General features: G+C 67.1%; 21 protein-coding genes and 1 pseudogene. 8 read left to right on the top strand and 14 right to left on the bottom strand.

Going from position 1 to position 24,408, the window contains the following annotated elements:
- Positions 1–5: 5 nt before the first annotated feature.
- Both ASF53_RS07890 and ASF53_RS07885 read right to left on the bottom strand, forming a co-directional pair.
- Positions 6–1,070, bottom strand: coding sequence for a spore photoproduct lyase family protein (locus ASF53_RS07890; protein WP_056196617.1), 1,065 nt, complete (start codon positions 1,068–1,070; stop codon positions 6–8).
- Positions 1,071–1,224: 154 nt separating this feature from the next.
- Positions 1,225–2,055 (bottom strand): SHOCT domain-containing protein, encoded by an 831-nt coding sequence (locus ASF53_RS07885; RefSeq protein WP_056196613.1) that lies wholly within the window; start codon positions 2,053–2,055, stop codon positions 1,225–1,227.
- Positions 2,056–2,281: 226 nt separating this feature from the next.
- Here ASF53_RS07885 and glgX point away from each other — a divergent pair, with 226 nt between their 5' ends.
- The 3 genes from glgX (at position 2,282) to ASF53_RS07870 (ending at position 6,776) form a co-directional block, all read left to right on the top strand.
- Positions 2,282–4,552, top strand: a complete 2,271-nt coding sequence (glgX, locus tag ASF53_RS07880; RefSeq protein WP_056196609.1) for a glycogen debranching protein GlgX — start codon at positions 2,282–2,284, stop codon at positions 4,550–4,552.
- Between the two features lie 277 nt (positions 4,553–4,829).
- On the top strand, positions 4,830–6,431 hold the full coding sequence (locus tag ASF53_RS07875) for a hybrid sensor histidine kinase/response regulator (protein WP_082482583.1): 1,602 nt from the start codon (positions 4,830–4,832) through the stop codon (positions 6,429–6,431).
- Positions 6,432–6,458: 27 nt separating this feature from the next.
- On the top strand, positions 6,459–6,776 hold the full coding sequence (locus ASF53_RS07870) for a hypothetical protein (RefSeq protein ID WP_056196602.1): 318 nt from the start codon (positions 6,459–6,461) through the stop codon (positions 6,774–6,776).
- On the opposite strand, the gene ASF53_RS24805 is transcribed toward ASF53_RS07870, so the two are convergent.
- The 3 genes from ASF53_RS24805 to ASF53_RS07860 form a co-directional block, all read right to left on the bottom strand.
- Complete coding sequence (locus ASF53_RS24805) at positions 6,773–7,555, bottom strand: response regulator (RefSeq protein WP_082482575.1); 783 nt, start codon at positions 7,553–7,555, stop codon at positions 6,773–6,775. The two genes, ASF53_RS07870 and ASF53_RS24805, sit on opposite strands and share 4 nt — an antisense overlap.
- A gap of 87 nt (positions 7,556–7,642) precedes the next feature.
- On the bottom strand, positions 7,643–8,857 hold the full coding sequence (locus ASF53_RS07865; RefSeq protein WP_056196601.1) for an NADP-dependent isocitrate dehydrogenase: 1,215 nt from the start codon (positions 8,855–8,857) through the stop codon (positions 7,643–7,645).
- 144 nt (positions 8,858–9,001) lie between these two features.
- Positions 9,002–9,514, bottom strand: a complete 513-nt coding sequence (locus tag ASF53_RS07860; protein WP_056196598.1) for a hypothetical protein — start codon at positions 9,512–9,514, stop codon at positions 9,002–9,004.
- 269 nt (positions 9,515–9,783) lie between these two features.
- Here ASF53_RS07860 and ASF53_RS07855 point away from each other — a divergent pair, with 269 nt between their 5' ends.
- Entirely contained in the window at positions 9,784–10,332 is a 549-nt protein-coding gene (locus ASF53_RS07855; RefSeq protein WP_056196595.1) for a formaldehyde-activating enzyme, read from the top strand.
- Between the two features lie 114 nt (positions 10,333–10,446).
- Entirely contained in the window at positions 10,447–11,184 is a 738-nt protein-coding gene (locus tag ASF53_RS07850; RefSeq protein ID WP_056196790.1) for an RNA methyltransferase, read from the top strand.
- Between the two features lie 3 nt (positions 11,185–11,187).
- On the opposite strand, the gene ASF53_RS07845 is transcribed toward ASF53_RS07850, so the two are convergent.
- The 8 genes from ASF53_RS07845 to ASF53_RS07810 all read right to left on the bottom strand — a co-directional run bounded on the left by ASF53_RS07845 (position 11,188) and on the right by ASF53_RS07810 (position 19,578).
- Entirely contained in the window at positions 11,188–11,526 is a 339-nt protein-coding gene (locus ASF53_RS07845; RefSeq protein WP_056196590.1) for a hypothetical protein, read from the bottom strand.
- Between the two features lie 29 nt (positions 11,527–11,555).
- Positions 11,556–12,569 carry a zinc-dependent alcohol dehydrogenase family protein gene (locus tag ASF53_RS07840; protein WP_056196585.1) on the bottom strand — a complete coding sequence of 338 codons (1,014 nt, stop codon included), beginning with the start codon at positions 12,567–12,569 and terminating at the stop codon, positions 11,556–11,558.
- A 236-nt stretch (positions 12,570–12,805) separates the two neighbouring features.
- On the bottom strand, positions 12,806–14,491 hold the full coding sequence (locus ASF53_RS07835; protein WP_056196582.1) for a methyl-accepting chemotaxis protein: 1,686 nt from the start codon (positions 14,489–14,491) through the stop codon (positions 12,806–12,808).
- Between the two features lie 505 nt (positions 14,492–14,996).
- A complete protein-coding gene (locus tag ASF53_RS07830; RefSeq protein ID WP_056196579.1) occupies positions 14,997–15,545 on the bottom strand; it encodes a L,D-transpeptidase family protein in 549 nt (182 codons plus the stop codon).
- Positions 15,546–15,552: 7 nt separating this feature from the next.
- Positions 15,553–16,860: an O-acetylhomoserine aminocarboxypropyltransferase/cysteine synthase family protein gene (locus ASF53_RS07825; protein ID WP_056196576.1), complete on the bottom strand. Its 1,308-nt coding sequence runs from the start codon at positions 16,858–16,860 to the stop codon at positions 15,553–15,555.
- A gap of 144 nt (positions 16,861–17,004) precedes the next feature.
- Entirely contained in the window at positions 17,005–17,391 is a 387-nt protein-coding gene (locus ASF53_RS07820) for a response regulator (protein ID WP_056196573.1), read from the bottom strand.
- 264 nt (positions 17,392–17,655) lie between these two features.
- Entirely contained in the window at positions 17,656–19,053 is a 1,398-nt protein-coding gene (locus ASF53_RS07815; protein ID WP_056196570.1) for a heterodisulfide reductase-related iron-sulfur binding cluster, read from the bottom strand.
- A 156-nt stretch (positions 19,054–19,209) separates the two neighbouring features.
- Positions 19,210–19,578 carry a DUF6460 domain-containing protein gene (locus ASF53_RS07810; protein WP_056196567.1) on the bottom strand — a complete coding sequence of 123 codons (369 nt, stop codon included), beginning with the start codon at positions 19,576–19,578 and terminating at the stop codon, positions 19,210–19,212.
- Between the two features lie 207 nt (positions 19,579–19,785).
- On the opposite strand from ASF53_RS07810, the gene ASF53_RS07805 reads away from it, so the two are divergent.
- Genes ASF53_RS07805 through pdeM form a run of 3 tightly spaced genes read left to right on the top strand, consistent with a single transcriptional unit; the run spans position 19,786 to position 24,182 of the window.
- Positions 19,786–20,736 (top strand): alpha/beta hydrolase, encoded by a 951-nt coding sequence (locus ASF53_RS07805; RefSeq protein WP_056196563.1) that lies wholly within the window; start codon positions 19,786–19,788, stop codon positions 20,734–20,736.
- Positions 20,737–20,775: 39 nt separating this feature from the next.
- Positions 20,776–23,427 (top strand): ligase-associated DNA damage response DEXH box helicase, encoded by a 2,652-nt coding sequence (locus ASF53_RS07800; RefSeq protein WP_056196560.1) that lies wholly within the window; start codon positions 20,776–20,778, stop codon positions 23,425–23,427.
- Between the two features lie 41 nt (positions 23,428–23,468).
- Positions 23,469–24,182 (top strand): ligase-associated DNA damage response endonuclease PdeM, encoded by a 714-nt coding sequence (pdeM, locus tag ASF53_RS07795; protein WP_056196557.1) that lies wholly within the window; start codon positions 23,469–23,471, stop codon positions 24,180–24,182.
- A 138-nt stretch (positions 24,183–24,320) separates the two neighbouring features.
- Here pdeM and ASF53_RS25605 read toward each other — a convergent pair.
- Positions 24,321–24,408 (bottom strand): annotated as a pseudogene (locus ASF53_RS25605) (IS5/IS1182 family transposase); the annotation flags it as partial.

Raw genomic sequence — 24,408 nt, 5'->3', positions numbered from 1 at the left:
TTCCTTCAGAACGCGTAGCGCACCCGGCAATAGGGCATCCGCTCGGCGAGCAGCGCCTTGAACCGGGCGAGCCATTTCCCTTTCCAGCCGGTGCGGTAGCGCAGGTTTTCGCCGCCGCCCTCCGAGCGCTTGGTCTCCTGGATGTCCGGCCGCCAGAGCAGATCCTCGGCCTTGGGGTGCCAGCCGAGATTGACCGCGTGCAGCCCGGCATTGTGGGTCAGCATGATGATCTCGCAGGCAAGCTGGCCCTTGGCCGCGTCCGAGATCGTCCCGTCGATCTCGTCGAACAGGGCCGCCCAATCCGCCTCCCAGCCCTCGTAGAGGATGACGGGCGAGAAATTGACGTGGACCTCGTAGCCGGCCCGCAGGAAGTCGTCGATCGCGGCGATCCGCTCGGGGATCGGCGTGGTGCGCACATCGACGACCCGCGCGATCCGCGCCGGCATCAGCGAGAAGCGGATACGGGTGCGGCCTTGCGGATCGTAGGCGAGGAGATCGCGGTTCACGGCCTTCGTCGCGAACGAGCCCTTGGCGTTGGGAATGTCGCGGAACTGCGTGACGAGATCGCGGACATTGTCGCAGATCATCGCATCGACCGAGAGGTCGCCGTTCTCGCCGAGATCGTAGACCCAAGCCGCCGGGTCGATCTGGTCGGGCTCCGGCAGCGGGCCCTGCTTGGCCGCATGCCGCGTGATCGCCGCGCAGACCGCATCGACATTCACGAACAGCGAGATCGGATTGGAAAACCCCTTGCGGCGCGGCACGTAGCAATAGGCGCAGGCCATCGCGCAGCCATTCGAGGTCGAGGGCGCGATGAAGTGGGCGGAACGGCCGTTGGGCCGCATCGCCAGCCCCTTCTTCACGCCGAGCACCAGGGTCGATCGCTTGATCCGCACCCAATCCTCGACTGAGCCGGCATTGCCGTGCAGCTCCGGGATGTTCCAGTGCGACGGGACCTCGATCCGCTCGGCGTTCGGGTAGCGGGCCAGGATCTCGCGCCCGCGCGGATAATCGGCGACCGCCGGTTCGTGGAAGATGCGGTCGATGTCGATGAGGTCGCGCGGGGCCATGGCCTGGATCTAGGGCGACCACGGCCTTCCGGTGGGGCCTGCGGCGACAGGCCATCATATCAGGGGCTGAGGGCTGCTTCTCTCGATCCGGCAGCGCGCCCGCCGGATCGGTTTGAGCCCTACTTGGCTTCGCCTCGCCCTGAAGGCGAGGAGATCAGAGCCGCGCCAGCAGCTCCGCCTTCTTGGCCGAGAACTCCCCCTCGGTCAGCACGCCTTTCTTGTGCAGGTCGGCCAGCCGTTCGAGGATCGAGAGGATGTCGGTGGGGCCTGCACCCGAAGGTGGTCCGGAGGGTGCCGCACCCGAGGGTGCACCGGCGGGTGCCGCGCTCGGCCGGCTGGCAGCGGGCTCCGAGAAGACCGGGCTGGGCGCGGGGGCGACGGATGACGACGCGAAGGCCGCGACACTCGTGTTCTCGGTCGGTTTAGGCGGCGGCGCCGCAGCCACCGCCGCATCCCGCTCGACCGGCGTCAGATCCTCCAGCGAGAAGCTCCCCTGCGGTCCGCTGAAGCGCAGCGAGGTGGTGCCGCCCTGCTGCTGGCTCGCGCCGGTGACGATGCGGTCCCCGGTATCGTAGAGGGTGAGCCGCCCGTCGGTCTCGATGGCGAGGCGTCGGCGCTCGGGGAAGAAGGCGTAGCGCGTCGCGTTCTGCGCGCCCGCGCTCGACGGCAGCCCCAGCTCGTCCGGCCACCAATTGCCCGAGGCGGCTTCCTCGCGGAAGCCGGCGAGCGGCAGGGCCGCGGAGAGTTCGGTGCACAGGGCATCGACCTGCGCCTTCAGGGCATGGTCGTTCATGCGCCCGACCATCACCATGCCGCCGCGCGACCATTGCCCGAAACCGCCGAGATCGGGGTGGTCGAACTGGGCCATGTTGCCCTGGCCCGCCTGGAGCGCGCGCAGCAGATGCCGCACCGCCTCCAGGCTCACGCCGTGCCGCTCGGCCAGGGCCTGAAGCCCGGCGGGCCGATGCTCGGGGTCTTCGATCATGGGTGATGGTCCCCCTCGAACCTGTCCGTGTCGATCGATGAGGGGGCTTGCAACGCGAACCCCCACCGTGAGTTTCGTCCAAGGCCTACCACATCCGCGGCGGCGCGCAGCGGACCAGGAAAAATTTGCTGCGTTGCGTCAGACGACACGGAGCTTCGCCGTTCCGTGCACGTTCAGAGTCCGGCTGGACCCGTGGGGACCGCCATAAGTGAGAATGGGACGATCGATGGCCGATACCGACAGGACTGCGACGCCGAGGCCGCGCACATCGCGCACGCGTATCCGCGAAGGCTCGCCGCATCCCCGCGGTGCGACCTGGGATGGCCGCGGCGTGAACTTCGCGCTGTTCTCGGCCCACGCCACGAAGGTCGAGCTGTGCCTGTTCGACGATGCCGGCGAGAACGAGATCGAGCGCATCGAGCTGCCCGAGTACACCGACGAGGTCTGGCACGGCTATCTGCCGGATGCGCGCCCCGGCACGATCTACGGCTACCGCGTCCACGGCCCCTACGAGCCCGAGGCCGGCCACCGCTTCAACCCGAACAAGCTCCTCATCGACCCCTACGCCAAGGGTCTGGTCGGCACGATCCAATGGAACCCGGCCCTGTTCGGCTACAAGATGGAGACGGGCGACGACCTCACCTTCGATGATCGCGACTCCGCTCCCTATACCCGCCGCTCGCGCGTGATCGATCCGGCCTTCACCTGGGGCCGGGACGTGAAGCCCCGCGTGCCGTGGGAGCGCACGATCATCTACGAAACCCACGTCAAGGGCTTCACCAAGCTGCACCCGGCCGTGCCGGAGAAGCTGCGCGGCACCTATGCCGGCCTCGGCAACCCGGCGGTGCTCGACTACATCAAGAGCCTGGGCGTCACCTCGGTGGAGCTGCTGCCGGTACATTCCTTCGTGCAGGACGACTACCTGCAGCAGAAGGACCTCATCAATTACTGGGGCTACAACACGATCTCGTTCTTCACCCCCGCCCGGCGCTACGCGGCGGTGCCGGATTTCGCCTTCTCCGAGTTCAAGGAGATGGTCGCGCGCATGCACGGCGCCGGCCTCGAGGTGATCCTCGACGTGGTCTACAACCACACGGCCGAGGGCAACGAGAAGGGCCCGACCCTGTCGTTCAAGGGCGTCGACAACGCGTCCTACTACCGGCTGCTGCCGAACCAGCCGCGCTACTACATCAACGACACCGGCACGGGGAACACCTTCAACCTCTCGCATCCCCGCGTGCTGCAGCTCGTCACGGACTCGCTCCGTTACTGGGCGACCGAGATGCGGGTCGACGGCTTCCGCTTCGATCTGGCCACCATCCTCGGCCGCGAGCCCTACGGCTTCGACGAGGGCGGCGGCTTCCTCGATACCTGCCGCCAGGACCCGGTGCTCAACGACGTGAAGCTCATCGCCGAGCCGTGGGATTGCGGCCCCGGTGGCTATCAGGTCGGCGGCTTCCCGCCGGGCTGGGCCGAGTGGAACGACCGGTTCCGTGACGACGTGCGCGGCTACTGGAAGGGCGATGCCGGGCTGCTGCCGGGGCTTGCGTCGCGCATCACCGCCTCGGCCGACAAGTTCAACAAGCGCGGGCGCCGGCCCTGGGCCTCGGTGAACTTCATCACCGCGCATGACGGCTTCACGCTGAACGATACGGTTTCGTACAACGAGAAGCACAACGAGGCGAACGAGGAGGGCAACCGCGACGGGCACGGCCACAACCTCTCCTACAATTACGGCGTCGAGGGTCCGACCGACGATCCCGAGATCCGCTCGGTCCGTTTGCGCCAGATGCGCAACATGCTGGCCACCTTGTTCCTGTCGAAGGGCACGCCGATGCTGCTCGCCGGCGACGAGTTCGCCCGCACGCAGAAGGGCAACAACAACGCCTATTGCCAGGACAACGAGGTGAGCTGGGTCGATTGGGGCGCCATCGGCGAAGAGGAGCGGGATCTGGCCGAGTTCACGCAGCGCCTGATCCTGCTGCGCAACGCCCTGCCGATGCTCTCGCGCGGACGCTTCGTTACGGGCGCCTACGACGAGGAGTTCGGCGTCAAGGACGTGACCTGGCTCATGCCGACCGGCACCGAGATGAGCCCGGAGAACTGGAACGACGGCAATGCGCGGACCCTTGCCGTGCTGCTCGACGGACGGGCCCAGGCGAGCGGCATCCACAGGCGCGGCGGCGATGCCACCCTGCTGCTGTTCTACAACGCCTATCACGATGTGGTGGACTTCACCTTCCCCGAGGCGCCGGGCGGCACCTCCTGGACGCGGCTGCTCGATACCAACCTGCCCGACAGCCAGGAGGTGGAGAGCTTCGCCGTCGGCGAGAGCTACTCGGTCACGGGGCGCTCGATGCTGATGTTCGTCCTCAAGCCCGTCGAGAACGAGGACGAGGAGCACAGTGATATGGAGCGCTCCTACCAGTACGTGATGCAGGCCTTCGAGCGGGCGAATGTCGAGAGCGTGAGCTTCGGCATCGACGAGGAGGCCTGACGCGGCGGGCGAGGGGCCGCGCGACAAGCGGCCCCGGCCAAGTTCGACGGGTTCCGGAGCCTGAGGGGTCCGGAACCCATTCTCGTCCCGCAACCGTATCCGACGCATTGCCTTGGGGACGCGCCGGCACGGCCGGCAGCCTCACGAGAGCGCATTCCGACGAAGGGGTGACCGGTTCGTCGATCAGAATGCGCGTTGAAACGAAGACTGAGAGACGCCGGCCTGGTGCAATCCGGTCGGATACGGCTCTCACCTTGTCACGCCGCGGGTTCGCATGATCGACGACATCCCCGAGAAACGACCCCACGGCGCCCATCCCAGCGTCGAGGTGGGTGCAGCGGGCCACGAATTCGATTCCGGCAGCGGCATCTTCTTTGCCGCCGTCGCGATGACGCGCATGCCCATGGTGGTGGTCGATCCGAACCGCGAAGACCACCCGATCGTCTTCGTGAACCAAGCCTTCCTGGAAATGACCGGCTACGCGCGGGACGAGGTGATCGGCCACAACTGCCGCTTCCTTCAGGGCCCCGAGACCGATCCGGCGACGCGGGCGCAGGTGCGCGAGGCCGTCGCGGCGCGGCGCGACTTCGCCACGGAGATCCTCAACTACCGCAAGGACGGCACCTCGTTCTGGAACGCCCTATTCGTGAGCCCGGTCTACAACGCCGCCGGGGATCTCCTGTACTTCTTCGGCTCGCAGCTCGACATCACCCGCCGCCGGCTGGCGGAAGAATCGCTGCATCAGGCCCAGAAGATGGAGGCGATCGGCCAGCTCACCGGCGGCATCGCTCACGACTTCAACAACCTGCTCCAGGTGATCCTGGGCTATGCCGACTCGCTGGCGACCAACCTGGATCGGCCGGACGCCGACCGGGGCCGCATGGGCCGCGCCGTCGGCAACATTCGCGACGCGGCGGAGCGGGCCTCGACGCTGACGCAGCAGCTGCTCGCGTTTGCCCGCAAGCAGCGCCTCGACGGCCGCACCCTCAACCTCAACGACCTCGTCGCCGAGATGAAGGAACTGGCCGGGCGCACGCTCGGCGACGCGGTGACGATCGAGACCGATCTCGCCCCCGACCTCTGGCCCTGCCGGATCGACCGGACGCAGGCCGAGGTCGCCCTGCTCAACGTACTCATCAACGCCCGCGACGCGATGCCGGAGGGCGGGCGCGTCACGATCACGACCCGCAACGCCGAATCCGGCCGGCCGGACGGTTCGGGCCGGCTCGTGAGCGTCGCGGTGACCGATACCGGCGCCGGCATCCCCTCGGACATGCTGGCACGGGTGATGGACCCGTTCTTCACCACCAAGGAGGAGGGGAAGGGCACGGGGCTCGGCCTGTCGATGGTCTATGGCTTCGCCAAGCAATCCGGCGGCTTCGCGCAGATCGAGTCGGTGATGGGGGAGGGGACGACCGTGCGCCTTTCCTTCCCCGCAAGCGACGAGGCCGGTGCGCCGGAGCGCGCGGCCCCGGCGGCCGTCGTCGAGGAGCGACCGGGCACGGAAACGATCCTGATCGTGGACGACCGCGCCGATGTCGGCGAACTCGCCCGGGCGATCCTGCGCGATTACGGCTACGGCACCCTGATGGCCCGCCACGGCCGCGAGGCCCTGGAGATCTTAAGCGACCATCCGGAAATCGACCTGCTCTTCTCCGACCTGATCATGCCCGGCGGCATGGACGGCCTGACGCTGGCCCGCGAGGCGCGCCGCCGCCATCCCGGCCTGAAGATCCTGCTCACCACCGGCTATGCCGAGGCCAGCCTGGAGCGAACCGGAATCGAACGTCCGGAGTTCGATATCCTGAACAAGCCGTACCGCCGCGCCGAGCTGATCCGGCGGGTGCGGGCGGCCATCGACGCGCCGAGCCGGAGCTGACCGGCGCAGGCAGATCGGGAGAGCACCATGGCTCAGGGTGACAAGTCGAAATACACCGACAAGCAGGTCCGCAAGGCGGAGCACATCGCCGAATCCTACGAGTCCCGCGGCGTGCCGGAGAAGGAAGCGGAATCCCGCGCCTGGGCGACCGTCAACAAGGACGATGGCGGCGGCAAGAAGCCGGGCGGCTCGGGCCGCGGCAAGGCAACGGACCATCCCGCCGCGCATAAAGGCGGCCGCACCGGCGACACGGCCTCGGCTTCCCGCACGAAGGAGCAACGCTCCGCCTCGGCCAAGAAGGCAGCCGAGACGCGCAAGCGGAATGCAGCCAAGAAAGATAATTAAGCTTCGATGACGGCCTTCATAACTAGCTCAAACAACTCTTGCGGATTGTTGGTACACCCCTGACCACCATGCTCAGCGGTTTCCGCTTTATGCGCCGGAAGACTCGACGATGCATAAAAAAATAGAGGGGTTTTATTGCCAAATCCCCTTAGCTTATCGAGAAAAACATACCCTTCCCGCGGGCCCTCTTTACGTCCCATATCAGATATTATGACGTCGAAGAGCTGGTGCTTGACATACGCCAAACCCTCATCCGTACTTCTTGCGATAACCACCTCCAAACCCACTGTCTCGAAGGCCTGTTTCTCGTAGATATTGTTTTGTGGGTTATCGTCCACCCATAGGATGCGCTTTCGAGAAGATATTTTAGCGGATGTGTGTTTAGTAGAAAATTCAACGCTAGTTACAATATCTGCAATTTCAGCTTGAGATGGAGGAATTGGGTTTTTCGTGGTAGCAGCTACAAGTGAAGCTGTCGCGGACATTTGCATTCTAACATAATTCGTCTCATCCTTGAAATCGCCAGGAGCAAACAGTTTTCCACTGTGATTTATGACGAGCCAAGTAAAAATTGCCAGAACCAAAACAGGAAACAATACCATGAAATATATTAGAGGACGCTTCTCGTCCGCACTTAGCCCACTCCCAATTGTTACGACCGAAGCCATGCCATAAACTAGCACTAAAAATAAAGCGATAATGCCCAGAGGATTTCTTGCCAACCCTTTTGCAGAGTCTGCAAAATCGCTTACATTATTGCTCAAAACTGGTTTTGACATCTTAGTAGCGCCAAAAGAAAACCCTGACGAGCCACTCTAGGTAGCGCATCAGGGTCGTCAATTGACATTATGTTGATGGGCTAGAAATTACACCTTCATCGCCGTCTTCAGGTTCTCATCGACCTTGTCGAGGAAGCCGTCGGTGGTGAGCCACTTCTGGTCCGGGCCGACGAGGAGGGCGAGATCCTTCGTCATGTGACCGGCCTCGACCGTATCGACGCAGACCTTCTCCAGGGTCGCGGCGAACTTCGCGAGATCGCCGTTGTCGTCGAGCTTGGCCCGGTGCGACAGGCCGCGGGTCCAGGCGAAGATCGAGGCGATCGAGTTGGTCGAGGTCGCCTTGCCCTTCTGGTGCTCGCGGTAGTGGCGCGTCACGGTGCCGTGGGCGGCCTCGGCCTCCACGGTCTGGCCGTCCGGCGTCATCAGCACCGAGGTCATCAGGCCGAGCGAGCCGAAGCCCTGGGCAGCCGTGTCCGACTGCACGTCGCCGTCGTAGTTCTTGCAGGCCCAGACATAACCGCCCGACCACTTGAGGCACGAGGCCACCATGTCGTCGATCAGGCGGTGCTCGTAGACTAGGCCGAGCGACTGGAACTTCGACTTGAACTCCTCGTCGAACACCTTCTGGAACAGATCCTTGAAGCGGCCGTCATAGACCTTGAGGATGGTGTTCTTGGTCGAAAGGTAGACCGGGTACTTGCGGGCGAGGCCATAGTTGAACGACGCACGAGCGAAGTCGATGATCGACTGGTCGAGGTTGTACATCGACATCGCGACGCCGGCGTCGGGGAACTTGAACACTTCCTTTTCGATGACGGTGCCGTCGTCACCCTCGAACTTGATCGTCAGGCGGCCCTTGCCCGGCACCTTGAAGTCGGTGGCGCGGTACTGGTCGCCGTAGGCGTGGCGGCCGATGACGAAGGGCTGGGTCCAGCCCGGCACGAGGCGCGGCACGTTCTTGCAGATGATCGGCTCGCGGAAGATGACGCCGCCGAGGATGTTGCGGATCGTGCCGTTGGGCGAACGCCACATCTCCTTGAGCTTGAACTCCTCGACGCGAGCCTCGTCCGGCGTGATCGTGGCGCATTTCACGCCGACGCCGTGGCGCTTGATCGCCTCGGCCGCATCGATCGTCACCTGATCGTTCGTCGCGTCGCGGTGCTCGACGCCGAGATCATAATAGTCGAGATCGAGATCGAGGTAGGGGTGGATGAGCTTGTTCTTGATCTCCGCCCAGATGATCCGGGTCATCTCGTCGCCGTCGAGCTCGACGACCGGATTGGCCACCTTGATCTTCGCCATGTCGGTCCCTCAGTTGCCCGGTGCCGCTCGGCGGGCCGGCTGCCCATCGCACGTCTCTCCGGAACCCTGTCGCCGCCCCTATAACGCAGCGCAGCAAGGCCACAAAGTCGGGCTCGGGAAGCCTGTTTCGGATGCGCGAAACTGTTACCCGCCCCGGCGAAACGGCAGCAGGCCGCGCAGGCGAAATCCGAGCCAGATCAGGATGGCCAGGGCGATCAGGTTCAGCGCGAGGGTGAAATCCTCCCGCGGAGCGAAGGAAAGGGCGTAGCCGCCCTTGCGCGCCGCATCGAACTGCCAGCCCAGCACGAGCCCGCCCTCCGCCGGCGCGCGGAGAAACACGTCGGCCAGCAGCCAGCCGCTCGCGGAGATGCGGACGGTGAGGCCGGCGCTCACGAACCAGATCACCTGGGCGAGCTGCACCGGAACGGAGAGGGTGTAGCCGAGGCGCCGATCCTGCCAGAGCGCCACGCCCGCAACGACGCTCGCGGCCAGCACCAGCCCGATGAACAGCACGCCGGGCAGCAAGGTCAGCGGCACCGCGGCGCCGGTCTGCATCAGGTCGTGCAGGAAGGCCCATAGGCCGACCAGGCCGCCCTGGATCTCGATCAGCGCCACAACGGTGCGCAGGCCGTCGCGGTCGTTTCCGGTCTCCGTCATGGGGGGCGGGCATAAACGACGCGGCGTGCCGCGGCCACCCGGCTCGGCGCCTCTCCGCCAAAGCGAATGTCGGTCCTAGGAAAGAGCGCGTGTCACGGTCGCGCTAAGCGGCCTGGACAAACCCGGCCGGCACTGCGACGACCCCACGCGTCACGGAAGGTGCCTCACAAAACGCCAGATCACCGCTCTTCTCCGCTTCGGGTACGGCGGCGCAGCGGGCGTTTTGCGAGAGGCACTGAAGACCGGCCGATCACGAGGAAGGACACACCATGAGCGACCGCATCATCCTGCGTGCCGGCGAGGCCCTCGTCGCGGGTGGCCCGCCCAACACGGCGTCCGAGCCCGAGGTCATCATCGGCGAACTCGACGGGCCGGTCGGCACCGCGCTCGCCACCCTCACCGGCGATCAGGTCGTCGGCCACAGCCGCGTCTTCGCGCTCCTGAACACAGACATCATGGTCCGCCCGGTGACGCTGTGCGTCTCCAAGGTGAGCGTGACCGAGAACAAGTACACCTCGATCCTGATGGGCACGGTGCAATACGCCATCGCCAACGGCGTGCTTGATGCGGTGCGGGCCGGCTACATCCCCAAGGAGAAGGCCAACGACCTCGGCATCATCTGCTCGGTCTGGCTCAGCCCCGGTGTGATCCAGGACGAGAACATCGATCACAAGGCGCTGTTCGAGATCCAGCGCAAGGGTATGACCGAGGCGATCCGCAAGGCCATGACCAACGAGCCCTCGATCGACTGGCTCCTCGAGAACCAGGACAAGATTATCCACAAATACTACCAGATGGGCCTCGACGGTAAGATCTGAGTCCTTTGGAAGACTGCGCCGTCGGCATTGCCGGCGGAGCAGGACCAACCGGGCACCGTCTCCGTCCGCGAACAGCAGATTGAGGCGGTGACCGAAGCATGCGAGAGGGCGGCCATGAGCGCCCCCGTCGTCATCCTGGTCGAGCCGCAACTTGCCGAGAATATCGGCATGACCGCCCGCGCCATGGCGAATTTCGGCCTGTCCGAGTTGCGCCTCGTGGCGCCCAAGAACGGCTGGCCGAAGAAGGGCGTGCGGGAGGCGGCCTCAGGCGCGACGCATGTGCTCGATCGGGCAACGGTCTACGCCACCCTGGCCGAGGCCATCGCCGACCTGCATTGTCTCCTCGCCACCACCGCCCGCGAGCGCGGGCAGATGAAGCGGGTCTTCGCGCCCGAGGACGCCATGACGGCGACCGCCGAGCGGATCGGCCGCGGCGAGCGGGTCGGGCTCTTGTTCGGGCGCGAGCGGGTGGGCTTGAGCAACGACGAAGTCTCGCTGGCCGACGCCATCGTCACCTTCCCGGTGACGGACGAGTTCCCCTCGCTCAACCTCGCCCAGGCCGTGCTGCTGATGGGCTACGAGTGGCGCCGCGCCGCCGGCCTCGCCACCCTGCGCTTTTCCGGCGAGATGCTCTCACCGCCCGCGACCCGCGAAGCGATGCTGTCGCTGTTCGCGAGCCTGGAGGAGACGCTGGCCGGCGCCGGCTTCTACCCGCCGGAAAAGCAGGAGATCATCGCCCGCAACATGCGCGACATGCTCCACCGCATGGCGATGACCGAGCAGGATGTGCGCACCTTCCGCGGGGCGCTGCGGGCGCTGAACCGGAAGGCCCCGAAGACCGATGAGGCGTAGGGCCTAGCGCTGCACCAACCCGAACCGCGTCAGGCAGACATGCTTGGCGAGCGATGCGGGCGCGATCGGCACCGCGGGCGTCACGCCGTAGGGCTCCCCGGTGGTGTCCTCGGCCGCCCGGAAGGCGCCGGGAACGTAGCTCGTCTCGCACTGCTCGAACTTGTTGCAGACGGAGAGCTTGGTGCAGATCGTCTGGCCCGCCCGCTCGTAGATGTAATAGGTCGCCCCGGAATAGGGCGGCCGGGGGAAGGATTGGGTCCGCACCGTCGTGACCTCTGCCGCGCTCGCCGCCACCGGCAAGACGAGCGCCGCGAGAAGACCCCATCCGACCCTTGCGCGCATCACCCGCCTCTTTCCCCGACGCCCGAGCATCAATCGATCCGGATCACGATCTTGCCGACATGCGCGGCCTCGGCCAAGGCTTTGAGGGCGGCGGGCGCCTCGTCCAAACCGTAGACTCGGTCGATCACCGGCTTGATCCCCTGCAGGGCGATCGCGCGGTCCATATCCTCGAACATTTCCCGCGAGCCGACGGCGACGCCGCGCACGATGCAGCTCGCGCCGAGGATCGCCAGCGGGTCGATCGCCTCGCCCTGGGCCAGCAGCCCGATCAGGCCGATATGCCCGCCGGGCCGGGTCGAAGCGATGGAGCGCGGGAGCGTCCCGGTGCCGCCGACCTCGACGACGTGATCGACGCCGGTTCCGCCGGTCAGCCGACGCACCTCGCCCTCCCAATCGGGATGGGCGCGGTAGTTGATCGTATCGTGCGCGCCGAGCGCGCGTGCCTTCTCCAGCTTGGCGTCGCTCGATGAGGTGGCGATGACCCGCGCGCCGGCCGCGTGGGCGAGCTGGATCGCGAAGATCGAAACGCCGCCGGTGCCGAGCGTGAGCACCGTCTCGCCGGCCCGCAGGGGCTTGAGCCCGTAGAGCGCGTTCCAGGCGGTCACGGCCGCGCAGGGCAACGTCGCCCCTTCCTCGAAGCTGAGATGGTCGGGCAGCGTGACCAACCCGTCCTCGTCGAACACCTGATACTCGGTCAACACCCCGTCAATGGCGCCGCCGAGCGCGGTCTGCCACATGTCGGCCACCTGAGCCCCGCCGAGCCAGCTCTGCGAGAAGATCCCGGCGACCCGCTCGCCGCCGCTGAAGCGGCGCACGCCTTCACCGAGCGCCACGATCTCACCCGCCCCGTCCGAGAGGGGGATCAGCCGGTTGAGATTGACCGCGAACGGGTAATGGCCCTCGCAGATCAGGAGGTCGCGGTAGTTGAGGGAGGCGGCGCGCATCCGCACCAGAACCTGCCCGCGGCCCGGTTCGGGGGTCGGGCGCTCGGCGCTCTTCCAACTGTCGAGGCCGGCGGCGGCGGACATCTCGTAGGCGCGCATGGCGGTCTCCCGTAGGGTTCATCGCGTCTCGGTTCGACGCAGGCGCTCATGGCAGGCGCATATGGGAAGAGGCCGCCCGAAGGCGACCTCTTTCCGCAGGATTCGCCAATCCGGCCGATGGCGCAGGTCTGGCTCGAGCGCATTCCGACGAAGTGGTGGCTGGTTCGTCGGAAGAATGCGCGATCAATCAGAAACCTTAGAGACGCCGGCCTGATGCAATCAGGTCGCTTACGGCTCTAGGCCGCCCGCACGGTTGCGAGGAACCGGCTCACCTCCGCCGAGAGCTGCTCGGACTGGCGCGACAAGTCGGACGCCGCGCCGAGCACTTGGCTCGCCGCCGCGCCCGTCTCCTCGGAGGCGCGGGCGACACCGGCAATGTTACTCGTTACCTCGGCCGTCCCGGTCGAGGCCTGGGCGACGTTGCGCACGATCTCCTGCGTCGCCGCGCCCTGCTCCTCGACCGCCGCCGCGATGCCGGCCGCGACGCTGTTGATCTCGCGGATGCGGCCGGAAATGCCGCCGATGGCCGAGACTGCCTGATCGGTCGCGCTCTGGATCGTGCCGATCTGCTGAGCGATCTCGCTGGTCGCCCGCGCGGTCTGGTTGGCGAGTTCCTTGACCTCCGCCGCGACCACCGCGAAGCCGCGCCCGGCCTCGCCGGCACGCGCCGCCTCGATGGTGGCGTTCAGCGCCAGAAGGTTGGTCTGTCCGGCGATCGTCGAGATCATCGACACCACGTCGCCGATCTTGGCCGCCGCGCTCGACAGGTTCTGGACCAGCCCGGCGGTCTGATCGGCCTCGCCGACCGCGGTCTGGGCGAGATCGGACGAGTTAGCCACCTGCCGGCCGATCTCGAGGACGGAGGCGCCGAGTTCCTCCGCTGCGGCCGCGACGGTGCCCACATTGGTCGCCGCCTCCTCGGCCGCGGAGGCCACGGTGACGGATTGCGAGGCCGTCTCGTCGGCGGTTCCCGACATGGTCTGGGCCGTCGCCTGCAACTCGGTCGCCGCCGAGGTTACGCTGCCGATGATCCCGCCGACCGCGGCCTCGAAACTGTCGGCCATCGACCGCATCGCGGCCTTCCGCTGCTCTTCGGCCGAAGCGCGGGCAAGCGCCGTCTCGGCTTCCAGGGCGCGGGTGCGGATCAGGTTGTCCTTGAACACCTGGACGGCGGCAGCCATCGCACCGATTTCGTCCCGGCGCTGACGGTACGGCACCGGCGTCTCGACGTCGCCGGCGGCGAGCGCGCCCATCATGCCGGTGATGCCGGTGATCGGCCGAGAGATCCGCACGAAGCCGAACGCCATCGCAAACAGGGCGACGAGCACGGCGACCGCCATCGTGACACTCGCAACGATCGATGCGGTCTCGACATTGCCGACCGCGGTCGACGCGTCCCGTGTGGAGCCGTCGCGATTGAGGGTGATCGCGCGGGCGATCAGGTCGCTCGATTGGCTGTACAAGGAGAGTAGGCCGGGCCCGACCAGTTCCGCCATGGCTTCCCGCTGCTCGCCCCGCTCCATCATCGCGATGATACAGCGGCTCGCCTCATCGTAACGGGACCACAGCTCCGAAAACTGCGTGTAGAGCGCACGTTCTTCCGGGGACGAGATCAGGGGCTCGTAGCGCTTGCGCGCCGCTGCCATGTCGGCCACCGCCCGCTCGTAGTTGCTCCGGTTCGTCGCCAACGTCTCGGGATCGGTGGAGGTCGTGACGGTCCGATACTGCCGCAGGCGCATCTGGCTTGCAGCCGTCCCCATCTCGTTGACTGCGAGGACGGACGGAAGCCAGTTGGTGGCAACCGCATCGACACCTCGGCGGATCGACGACAGCTCCATCAGGGAGACCAGCCCCTGGCCGATCGTAATGAGCGTGAGCCCACCGAACAGGGCGATGAGAGCAGCTTTGAGAGAGAAGCGCATCGGACGGGTAGGGCGCGTAAAATGCTGAAGTGTCCGCCGCGCACGGATCACTCAGGTCTGCTGACAAAAAATTGATAAATGAAATGTCTTAACGAGAGGATTAAGAGATTCGCCCCGCGATTTGGCGTAAGCTGCTTTCAGCCGATCGGAACGGCCACTCGCCAAAACTTGTTCAGCCGGAGGTTGCAATCAGTATCATCCAGCTTTGAAATCGACCTCTCGTGATCTTCTGAGTAACATGATTGATGTGTTGATTTTCTCGCCGCGTCGGACCAGCCCATTATCTCTGTTCATTTGACCCGAAAACAAGGGACATGGCGGTTGTTCCGAATTCAAACGACCTTACAATGCTTATCGAGACAGCATATGCGCGCCGAATAGTTTCAACACGAGAATTCTCGAGCGCCGAGATCGGTCCGAATGGGCTCGCTCAACAGCCGATCCCCTGAGCCGAGTGTCCATCCTTTTTGTCGATCCGTCGTGGCGGCCGCGTAAGCGACGACGTTCAGGGCCTGATTTCGATGGGCGTGCCCACATCGACGCGGGCGTAGATCGCGCGCATCTCGGCATTGGTGACGCCGACGCAGCCCTGGGTCCAATCCTTCAGCCGGTGCAGGCGGCCGAGCCAGGAGAAGCCGTTCATCAGTCCGTGGATCATGATGTCGCCACCGGGCGAATAGCCACCGGCCTGCGCCGCCGCCGCGTCGGCCGGGGAGGGGTAGGACACCTTGAGCGAGAGATGGGCGACGCTGCGCGGGTTGCGGAACGCGATCGCGTAGACGCCCTCAGGCGTGCGTCCGTCGCCTTCGCGGGCCTTGTGCCCTTCCGGCGCGAAGCCGAGGGAGATGGGGTAGGTCGCGAGCACACGGCCCTCGCGCAGCAGGGTCAGGCGGCGCGCCGCCTTCTCCACGAGGACGCGGTCGGCGCGCTCGGCCTCGGCCACCAGCGGGGGCTCGGTGCGGCCGACCTGCGAGACATCAGCGAGGAGGACGGCACCGCAGCCGAGGACGGCGAGACCGCCGATCACCGCAGCGATGCGCCCGCGCCGTCCCATCGCGGCCTCAGCCGATCTGTGCGCCGACCTTGGCCAGCGCTTGCTCGATATCGGCGATGAGATCTTCGGGATCCTCCAGGCCGATCGAGAGACGCACGGTCTCGGGGCCGACGCAGGCCGCCGCGCGCTCCTCGGGGCGGAGCTGGCGATGGGTCGTGGTGGCCGGGTGGATCACCAGCGACTTGATCTCGCCGATATTCACGAGGTGCGAGACCAGTTCCAGGTTCGCAATGAACTGCAGGGCCGCCGGCTCGCCGCCCTTCAGGGCGAAGGTGAAGATCGAGCCCGGCCCCTGCAACACGTAGCGGTTGGCCAACGCCTCGCCCTTCTGGCCGGGGAGCGCGGGATAGCTCACCCACTCCACGGCCGGATGGTCCTTGAGGTAGGCCGCGATCGTCTTGGCGTTCGAGCAGTGGCGCGCCATCCGCAGCGGCAGCGTCTCGATGCCGGTGAGCGTCAGGAAGGCGTTCATCGGCGAGAGGCCGGGGCCGAGATCGCGCAGGCCGAACAGGCGGCAAGCCACGGCGAAGCTGATCTCGGGGAAGCGATCGCTGACGATCAGGCCGTCATAGTCCGGCCAGGGATCGTTGATGAGGTTGTAGCGCGAGCCCTGCGCCTTCCAGTCGAAGGTGCCGGCGTCGCAGATCATGCCGCCGATCACCTGGCCCGAACCGCCGAGGAACTTCGAGGTCGAGTGGACGACGATGTCGGCGCCGTACTCGATCGGGCGGATCAGGGCGGGGGAGGCGAGGGTGTTGTCGATGACGAGCGGCAGGCCGTGGCGCTTGGCGACTGCCGCGATGCCCTCGATGTCCATGACGGTGGCGCAAGGGTTGACGATCGACTCGCAGATGATCGCCTTGGTCTGCGGCGTGATCGCGGCCTCGAACGCCTCCGGCGTCAGGTCCGCGGCGAAGTGCGGGGTCAGGTCGTAGCGGCCTTCGAGGCGGCGCATCAGGCCGAGCGAGCCGCCGAACAGGCGCGGCGAGGCGACGTAGGCATCGCCCGTCTGCATCAGCGTCATCATCACCAGCAGCACCGCCGATTGCCCGGACGAGACCGCGACCGCCGCCTTGGCGCCCTCCAGCGCGGCGACCCGGCGCTCCAGCGCGGCGACCGTCGGGTTCGAGCCGCGCGAGTAGGAGAAGCCGGTCTTGCGCATCGCGAAGATGTCGGCGGCCTGCTCCGTAGAGTCGAAGACGAAGCCGTTGGTGAAATAGATCGGCTGCACCCGCGCACCGGTGGCGGGATCGGGCGCGGCGCCCGCATGGACCGCCTGGGTGGCGAAGCGGAGGGTTTTTGGCTCGGCGGTCATGGCGGGGACCTGAACTGATCGGTCTGTCGGCGCGCGGGGCGGCGCGCCACTCTCATGTGCCTTCTGACGCGAAACGATGCGCGGCGAAACCCGCGATTGGCTCCCGCGCGCATCGGCCATGCGCGCAACGTCTGCGGGCGGCGCTCAGGCGGCGCGCCCGAGGCAGGCCTTGAGCGTGCGCACCAGCATGGTCGGCGCGTAGGGCTTGGGGATGAAGCGGGCACCGTCCGGCATGTCGCCGGGGCCGGGCGTGCCCATGCCGGAAACGATCAGCACCGGGATTTCCGGCCAGCGGTGGGCGACGAGGCGGGCCAGGGCGAAGCCGTCCATCGAGCCCATCGGCATGTCGACATCGGTCATCACGATCCCGACATCGGGCCGGCCTTCCAACAGGTCGAGCGCCTTGTCGGCATGGTGCGCTTCGAGCACGTCGAACCCGGCCTCCGCCAGCGTATCGGACGCTTCCATCAGCAGCAGACCGTCATCTTCGACGAGGAGGACGACGGGCGACTCTGTGGGGTTCTCTGTCATAAGCCTGCAAACGATCTCGGGCCGACACTGGTTGCGGGCCTAATTCGCACCTGCAGCGAGGTCAAGGAAGGAACGACTCGTAATTGTGCAGAGCGGGACGATCAATCTTGGCCATATACAAAGCCGCGCTGATCCCAACTCGACGCCGATTGCACCCAAAGTGACTGCTTCAAGCGGTCGCTCTGGTCTCCCTCTGATCTCAAGTGGCGCGTATCCGCCGCGCATATTGAAGACCGATAGCGGCCGCGTCAGTGAAGCTTGGCCTTAGGCATGCGCCGGGACGGGCGCCGGCCGAACCGTTAGATGCGCCAGCGCCTCCGGCCGCGGTCCGCCGGTCGCCCAGTCGAGCAGCTCGACCGTGTGCAGGATCGGAACATCGGTGCCTTTCCCGATCTGGGTGGCGCAGCCGATATTGCCGGTGGCGATGATGTCGGGCCGGACGCGCTCGATATTGGCGACCTTGCGATCCCGCAGGCGGGCGGCGATCTCCGGCTGGAGAATGTTGTAGGTGCCGGCCGAGCCGCAGCAGATGTGACCTTCGGGCACATCCTTCACCGTGAAGCCGGCCTTCTTCAGGAGGTTTTTCGGCTCGGTGCGAATGGCCTGCCCGTGCTGCATCGAGCAGGCGGAGTGGTAGGCGACCACGAGGTCGGTGTCCTCCACCGGCGGCAGCAGGCCGATCTCGGCCATGTACTCCGTCACGTCCCGCGCGATGCCCGAGACCCGCGCGGCCTTCTCGGCATAGGCCGGGTCGTCGCGGAACATGAAACCGTAATCCTTGATCGTCGTGCCGCAGCCCGAGGCGGTGACGACGATGGCGTCGAGGCCGGGCCCGTCCATCTCGGCGATCCAGGCGTCGATCGTGCGCTTGGCATGGCCGTGGGCGTTCGCCTCCTTGCCCATGTGATGGGTCAGTGCGCCGCAGCAGCCCTCGCCCTTGGGCAGGACCACCTCGACCCCGTGGCGGTTGAGCAGACGGATCGCCGCCTCGTTGAAATCCGGCCGCAGCACGCTCTGGGCGCAGCCGCGCAGCAGCGCGACCCGGCCGCGGCGCTGGGCCGGCGCCTTGTCCTCACCGGTCTGGAAAAGGTCGCTGATCTCCTGCGCCGAGGGATCGGCGGGGAAGGTGCCGGGGCGGTCGGTGCGGTTGCGGTTCGGCAGTTGCGCGGGGGCGAGGTCGAGCATCGCCGCGAGCCGGTTGCCGACCCGCGGCAAACGGGCGACCAGCGGCCGGAACGGCGCCCCCATCTTGGCCGCGAGCAGCGCCATCCGGAACCGGTTCGGATAGGGCAGGACCAGGGCCAGCACCGCGCGCAGGAGCCGGTCGGAGAGCGGGCGCGCGTAGGTCTTCTCGATATGGGTGCGGGCGTGATCGACGAGGTGCATGTAATGCACCCCCGACGGGCAGGTCGTCATGCAGGACAGGCAGGAGAGGCAGCGGTCGACATGCTTGACCACTTCGCGGCTCGCCGGCTTGCCGCCCTCCAGCATGTCCTTGATGAGGTAGATGCGTCCGCGCGGTGAATCGAGTTCGTCACCGAGCAGGAGATAGGTCGGGCAGGTCGCGGTGCAGAATCCGCAATGCACACAGGTGCGCAGGATCTTCTCCGAGGCCGCCATGGCGGGGTCGGCGAGCTGCTCGGGGGCGAAATTGGTCTGCACGACACGCCTCGATGCGGTTTCTTACTTCTCCTGCGAGTCTTAGAACCGTTCGCGCGGGCGAGGCAATCGGAACAGTTCTAAGCTGTTGCTGTGTCGCACGCCCTCACGATGATGGCCGATGCGTCGATTCGGAGGGATCGACGCTGCGAGTTGGCATCACCGGTCCCGCGAGACGGTGAGCAGGCGGGCGATCAACCAGATCGGCACCACCACCACCGCGCCCGCGAGGATCCAGCGGCCGAAATCGTGGAACGTGTCGAGCCCGAGATCGATCAGCGACCGGGTGAAGTCGTAGAGCTGCCAGAACAGCAGGCCCGGCGTCAGGCCGAACATCGCCATCACCGCGCCGACGAGCACGGACAGGAACAGCAGCTTCACGAACACCGCCGCGGGCGAGCCGCCGAGGAAGCGGTCGAGGCCGGAGCGGCGGCGGGGCGCGCCATAGCGTGGATCGATGCGCGGATCGGCCGGGTAGGCGCCGGAGTCGAGCGGGGCGCGGCGCCGCGTGTCGTGATCGCCGGTCATTCTGCCGATATCCTTGATGGGCCGTGGCACCCTCGCAACGGCGTTGCTGCTTCGCCACACTTCTGCGAAACCGGGACGCCGCAGCATCATTCGACGCATTCGAGGTAGCAGCCAGATGGCATCCTCGAACGTTCCGCTCAAGATGGCAGGCTGCATCCGGCCCTGCCGACTCCCGATGACCCCACACAGCGCGACTTGATTAAGGCCATGATCGACCACGCTCTGTTCGACCCGGCGACCATTGATGCCGAGACGAAGGCGCTCAATGCCGAGATCGTGGCTGCGCACGCCGCGCAAGCCGACCCCTGGTCGCTGCCGATCGAGGAGGTGCGGGCGCGCCGCCGGGCGGGCACGCAGGCCTCTCCCGCCATGCCGCGCAGCCCGCGCGCCGAGACCCTGACCATCGAGGGGCCCGCCGGCCCGCTGGCGCTGCGGGTGATCCGCCCGCAGGGGAAGGCGCGGGGCGCCTACCTACACATCCACCGCGGCGGCTGGGTCTGGGGCGCGGCCGACGAGCAGGATCCCTGGCTCGAGCGCATCGCCGATACCTGCAGCTTCGTCTGCCTCTCGGTCGAGTACCGGCTGGCGCCGGAGCATCCCTATCCCGCCGCCCTCGAGGATTGCGAGGCCGCCGCCCTCTGGCTCGCCGGCCCCGGCAAGGCGGAACTCGGCATTCATGCGCTGACCATCGGCGGCGAATCCGTCGGCGCGCATCTCGCGGTGATGACGCTGCTGCGCCTGCGCGACCGGCACAACCTGCCCCGCGCCTTCCGCGGCGCCAACCTCAATGCCGGCTTCTACGATCTCGGCCTGACCCCGAGCGTACGGCTCTGGGGCGAGGAACGCCTCGTCATCAACACCACCGACCTCAAGTGCTTCGCCGACGGCTACGTGCGCGAGGGCATCGACCGGCGCCGGCCCGACGTCTCGCCGCTCTACGCCGACCTGAAGGGCCTGCCGCCGGCCCTGTTCACGGTCGGCACCGCCGATCCGCTGCTCGACGACACGCTCTACATGTCGGCCCGCTGGGCGGCGGCCAACAATGGCGGCCACACCGCGGTCTATGCCGGCGGTTGCCACGTCTTCGTGCGCTACCCCGGCGCGCTGACCGAGCGGGCGCTGGAGCTGATCGACCGCTTCCTGATGGCGCTGGCGTGACGCGGTGACGCTGCGCCACTCAAGTCCTACCTGAGCCGGGTGCCAGCGCCCCCAGACCTCCCGCCGCGCTTCTCCGCGTGGTTCGCCACCCGCGGCTGGTCGCCCCGCCCGCATCAGCTCGAACTGCTCGCCACCGTCCGGGGCGGACGCTCGGCGCTGCTCGTCGCCCCCACGGGAGCGGGCAAGACGCTGGCCGGCTTCCTGCCGAGCCTGGTCGAGCTGAGCGAGCGGCAAGGCAGCAAGGACGGCAGTAAGGGCGGCAAGGCGAAGGGTCTGCACACCCTCTACGTCTCGCCACTCAAGGCGCTCGCGGTCGATATCGCCCGCAACCTCGATGCACCGATCGAGGGCATGCAGCTGCCGGTCACGGTCGAGACCCGCACCGGCGACACCCCAGCGCACAAGCGCGCCCGCCAGATCCAGCGCCCGCCCGACATCCTGCTCACGACGCCCGAACAGCTCTCGCTGCTGCTCGCCCATCGCGAGGCGGAAGCCTTCTTCGCCGGGCTGAAGACGATCGTGCTCGACGAGTTGCACGCCCTCGTCACCTCGAAGCGCGGCGATCTCCTCTCCCTCGCACTCGCCCGCGTGCGGCGGCTGGCGCCGGAGGCCCGCGCCATCGGCCTCTCGGCCACGGTCCGCGAGCCCGACGAACTGCGGAAGTACCTCGTGTCGCAAAACCCTCCCCCCTCTGCGGGGGAGGGTGGCCCTCGCTTCAGCGAGGGTCGGGAGAGGGGAGCGCCGCTTCCGGACAATGCGGAGCCAGCCCCTTACCCGCCTGCTCCGCAGGCACCCTCTCCCGCAGAGGGGAGAGGGATTCCCGTCGCACCGATGGCCGAGCTCGTCGTGGTGAAGGGCGGTGCCAAGCCCGACCTGCACATGCTGGAGGTGAACCGGACGCTGCCGCTCGCCGGCCACACCGCCTGGCACTCGATGCCGGCGATCTACGACCTGATCCGGGCGCACCGCATGGTGCTCGTTTTCGTCAACACCCGGCTCCAGGCCGAGTACACCTTCCAGGAGCTGTGGCGGCTCAACGAAGACACCCTGCCGATCGCCCTGCATCACGGCTCGCTCGACGCCACGCAGCGCCGCCGGGTCGAGGCGGCGATGGCGGCGGGGCAGTTGCGTGCCATCGTCTGCACCGCGACGCTCGATCTCGGCATCGATTGGGGCGACGTCGATCTCGTGGTCAATCTCGGCGCGCCGAAGGGCGCGAGCCGGATCATGCAGCGGATCGGCCGGGCCAACCACCGGATGGACGAACCCTCGAAGGCCTATCTCGTCCCCGGCAACCGCTTCGAGATGCTGGAATGCCGCGCCGCCCTCGACGCGGTGGAGGAGGCCGCGCAGGACACACCCGACGCCCGCCTCGGCGCTCCCGACGTGCTCGCCCAGCACGTGCTGGGCATGGCCTGCGCCGACGCCTTCGATCCGCTCGAACTCTACGACGAGGTGGTCTCGGCCGCGCCCTACGCCACCCTGAGCTGGGAGGATTTCGAGGCGGTGGTCGATTACGTCGCCACCGGCGGCTACGCGCTGCGCGCCTACGAGCGCTTCGCCAAGATCCTGCGCGGGCCGGACGGCAAGTGGCGGGTGCGCGATGCGCGGGTGGCGCAGCAATATCGGATGAATATCGGCACCATCGTCGAATCGACGCATATCAAGGTGCGGATGGCGCGCAGCCTGCGCTCCAAGCCCGGCACCGTGCTGCCGAAGGGCGGGCGGACACTCGGCGAGATCGAGGAGGATTTCGCGGAGACGCTCACCGTCGGCGACACCTTCCTGTTCGCGGGCGAGGTGCTGCGTTTCGAGGGGCTGGCCGAGGATGAATGCCTCGTCACGCGGGCCGGGCCCGGCACCGATCCGGCGATCCCCTCCTATGCCGGCTCGAAATTCCCGCTCTCGACCTTCCTCGCCGCCCGTGTGCGGGCGATCATCGCCGACCCGTTCGAATGGGACCGCCTGCCGCGCCAGCTCGCGGATTACCTCGCGCAGCAGCGTCGCCACTCCGTGCTGCCGGGCGAGCGCGACCTGCTGGTCGAGACCTTTGCGCGGGCCGGGCGCCACTACCTCAACGCCTTCCCGTTCGAGGGGCGGCTCGCCCACCAGACGCTCGGCATGCTGCTGACCCGGCGCCTGGAACGCGCCCGGCTGCGCCCGCTCGGGTTTGCCGCCAACGATTACGGCATCGCCATCTGGTGCACGAAGGATCTGAGCGAGCGCGCCGCGCTCTCGCCCGGCTTCATGGAGGCCCTGTTCGACGAGGACATGCTCGGCGACGATCTCGAAGCGTGGCTCGATGAATCGGCGATGATGAAGCGCACCTTCCGCCAATGCGCGGTCATCGCCGGGCTGATCGAGCGGCGCTTTCCCGGCCAGAAGAAGACCGGCCGGCAGGTCACGATCTCGACCGATCTGATCTACGACGTGCTGCGCCGCCACCAGCCCGACCACTTGCTCCTGCGCGCCGCGCGACAGGATGCGGCAACCGGACTCCTCGACGTGACCCGCCTCGGCATGATGCTGAGGCGTATCCGGGGGCGAATCACCCACAAGGCGCTCGACCGGGTCTCGCCGCTCTCCGTGTCCGTCATGCTCGAAATCGGGCGCGAGCGGGTCTACGGGGAGGGGGCCGACGAGATCCTGGCCGAGGCCGAAGCCGAGCTTCTGCAAGAGGCGCTCGGCTGACGCGGCGTGCCGCCTCCTCCGCGAAGCTTGGGACAAAGACGTTGGCACTCGGCCAGAGACTCGAGAAGACCGTGAAGGGCACCGACCTTGCGCTCGCCGGCGAGGCCTTGAGCCTCGACCGCACCGGCGCCCTGTGGCTGCCCGAACACCGCACCCTGGTGGTGTCGGACCTCCATCTGGAGAAGGGCTCGTCGTTCGCCGCCCGCTCCGGCCAGTTCCTGCCGCCCTACGACACCCGCGAGACCCTGGCCTGCCTGCACGAGGTGATCCAGCGGCTCGATCCGGCCTGCGTGGTCGCGCTCGGCGATTCCTTCCACGATGCCCGCGGCCCCGAGCGGATGGAGCCCGGCGACCGGGCGATGATCGCCGCGCTGCAAGAGGGCCGCGACTGGGTCTGGATCGCCGGCAACCACGACGCGGCGGTGAGCGAGGGCGTCGGCGGGCGCTACTGCGAGACGGTCTCCCTCGGCGGCCTGACGCTCCGTCACGAGCCGCTGGCGGGGGCCGAGGCGGGCGAGATCGCCGGCCATCTCCACCCCTGCGGCAAGGTCACCATGCGCGGCCGCTCCGTGCGTCGCCGCTGCTTCGTCGGCGACGGCCACCGCCTCGTGATGCCGGCCTTCGGCGCCTATACCGGCGGCCTCAACGTGCGCGACGCTGCCTTCGAGCCGCTCTTCCCGAAGGGGTTCACGGCCTATTTGCTCGGCGACGGACGCGTGTTCGCGATCGGACGGACGATGCTGGGCAAGGATTGAATCTCACACCCATTCGGGTTTGTTGCCATGACGGGCTCATCGCTCCCCGAGCCGAAGCCGGGCGATAGTTTGGTCTTGCGGCAGGCCGGAGCGATCGCGATCCTAGGGCATTGATCCGCTCAGAGTCCGTCCGATAAGTCATGATGCTCGCCCGAGCCTTCGGACGAGGATCATGACGGCGGCGGCGTAGAGGAAGGCCTGGGCCGAGGCGAGGGTCGCCTCCGGG

Source organism: Methylobacterium sp. Leaf123, assembly GCF_001423405.1.
Classification (GTDB): Bacteria; Pseudomonadota; Alphaproteobacteria; order Rhizobiales; family Beijerinckiaceae; genus Methylobacterium.
This window is presented reverse-complemented; position numbering and strand designations above follow the sequence as displayed.

Excerpts from the sequence above, each read along its gene's own strand:
- ASF53_RS07820 (WP_056196573.1), bottom strand. The coding sequence starts at position 17,391 with ATGACAGAGAACCCCACAGAGTCGCCCGTCGTCCTCCTCGTCGAAGAT.
- ASF53_RS07870 (WP_056196602.1), top strand. The coding sequence starts at position 6,459 with ATGGCTCAGGGTGACAAGTCGAAATACACCGACAAGCAGGTCCGCAAG.
- ASF53_RS07840 (WP_056196585.1), bottom strand. The coding sequence starts at position 12,569 with ATGCGCGCCTACGAGATGTCCGCCGCCGCCGGCCTCGACAGTTGGAAG.
- ASF53_RS07850 (WP_056196790.1), top strand. The coding sequence starts at position 10,447 with ATGAGCGCCCCCGTCGTCATCCTGGTCGAGCCGCAACTTGCCGAGAAT.
- ASF53_RS07855 (WP_056196595.1), top strand. The coding sequence starts at position 9,784 with ATGAGCGACCGCATCATCCTGCGTGCCGGCGAGGCCCTCGTCGCGGGT.
- ASF53_RS07830 (WP_056196579.1), bottom strand. The coding sequence starts at position 15,545 with ATGGGACGGCGCGGGCGCATCGCTGCGGTGATCGGCGGTCTCGCCGTC.
- ASF53_RS07805 (WP_056196563.1), top strand. The coding sequence starts at position 19,786 with ATGATCGACCACGCTCTGTTCGACCCGGCGACCATTGATGCCGAGACG.
- ASF53_RS07825 (WP_056196576.1), bottom strand. The coding sequence starts at position 16,860 with ATGACCGCCGAGCCAAAAACCCTCCGCTTCGCCACCCAGGCGGTCCAT.
- glgX (WP_056196609.1), top strand. The coding sequence starts at position 2,282 with ATGGCCGATACCGACAGGACTGCGACGCCGAGGCCGCGCACATCGCGC.
- ASF53_RS07835 (WP_056196582.1), bottom strand. The coding sequence starts at position 14,491 with ATGCGCTTCTCTCTCAAAGCTGCTCTCATCGCCCTGTTCGGTGGGCTC.
- ASF53_RS07810 (WP_056196567.1), bottom strand. The coding sequence starts at position 19,578 with ATGACCGGCGATCACGACACGCGGCGCCGCGCCCCGCTCGACTCCGGC.
- ASF53_RS07885 (WP_056196613.1), bottom strand. The coding sequence starts at position 2,055 with ATGATCGAAGACCCCGAGCATCGGCCCGCCGGGCTTCAGGCCCTGGCC.
- ASF53_RS24805 (WP_082482575.1), bottom strand. The coding sequence starts at position 7,555 with ATGTCAAAACCAGTTTTGAGCAATAATGTAAGCGATTTTGCAGACTCT.
- ASF53_RS07860 (WP_056196598.1), bottom strand. The coding sequence starts at position 9,514 with ATGACGGAGACCGGAAACGACCGCGACGGCCTGCGCACCGTTGTGGCG.
- ASF53_RS07865 (WP_056196601.1), bottom strand. The coding sequence starts at position 8,857 with ATGGCGAAGATCAAGGTGGCCAATCCGGTCGTCGAGCTCGACGGCGAC.
- ASF53_RS07845 (WP_056196590.1), bottom strand. The coding sequence starts at position 11,526 with ATGCGCGCAAGGGTCGGATGGGGTCTTCTCGCGGCGCTCGTCTTGCCG.
- ASF53_RS07890 (WP_056196617.1), bottom strand. The coding sequence starts at position 1,070 with ATGGCCCCGCGCGACCTCATCGACATCGACCGCATCTTCCACGAACCG.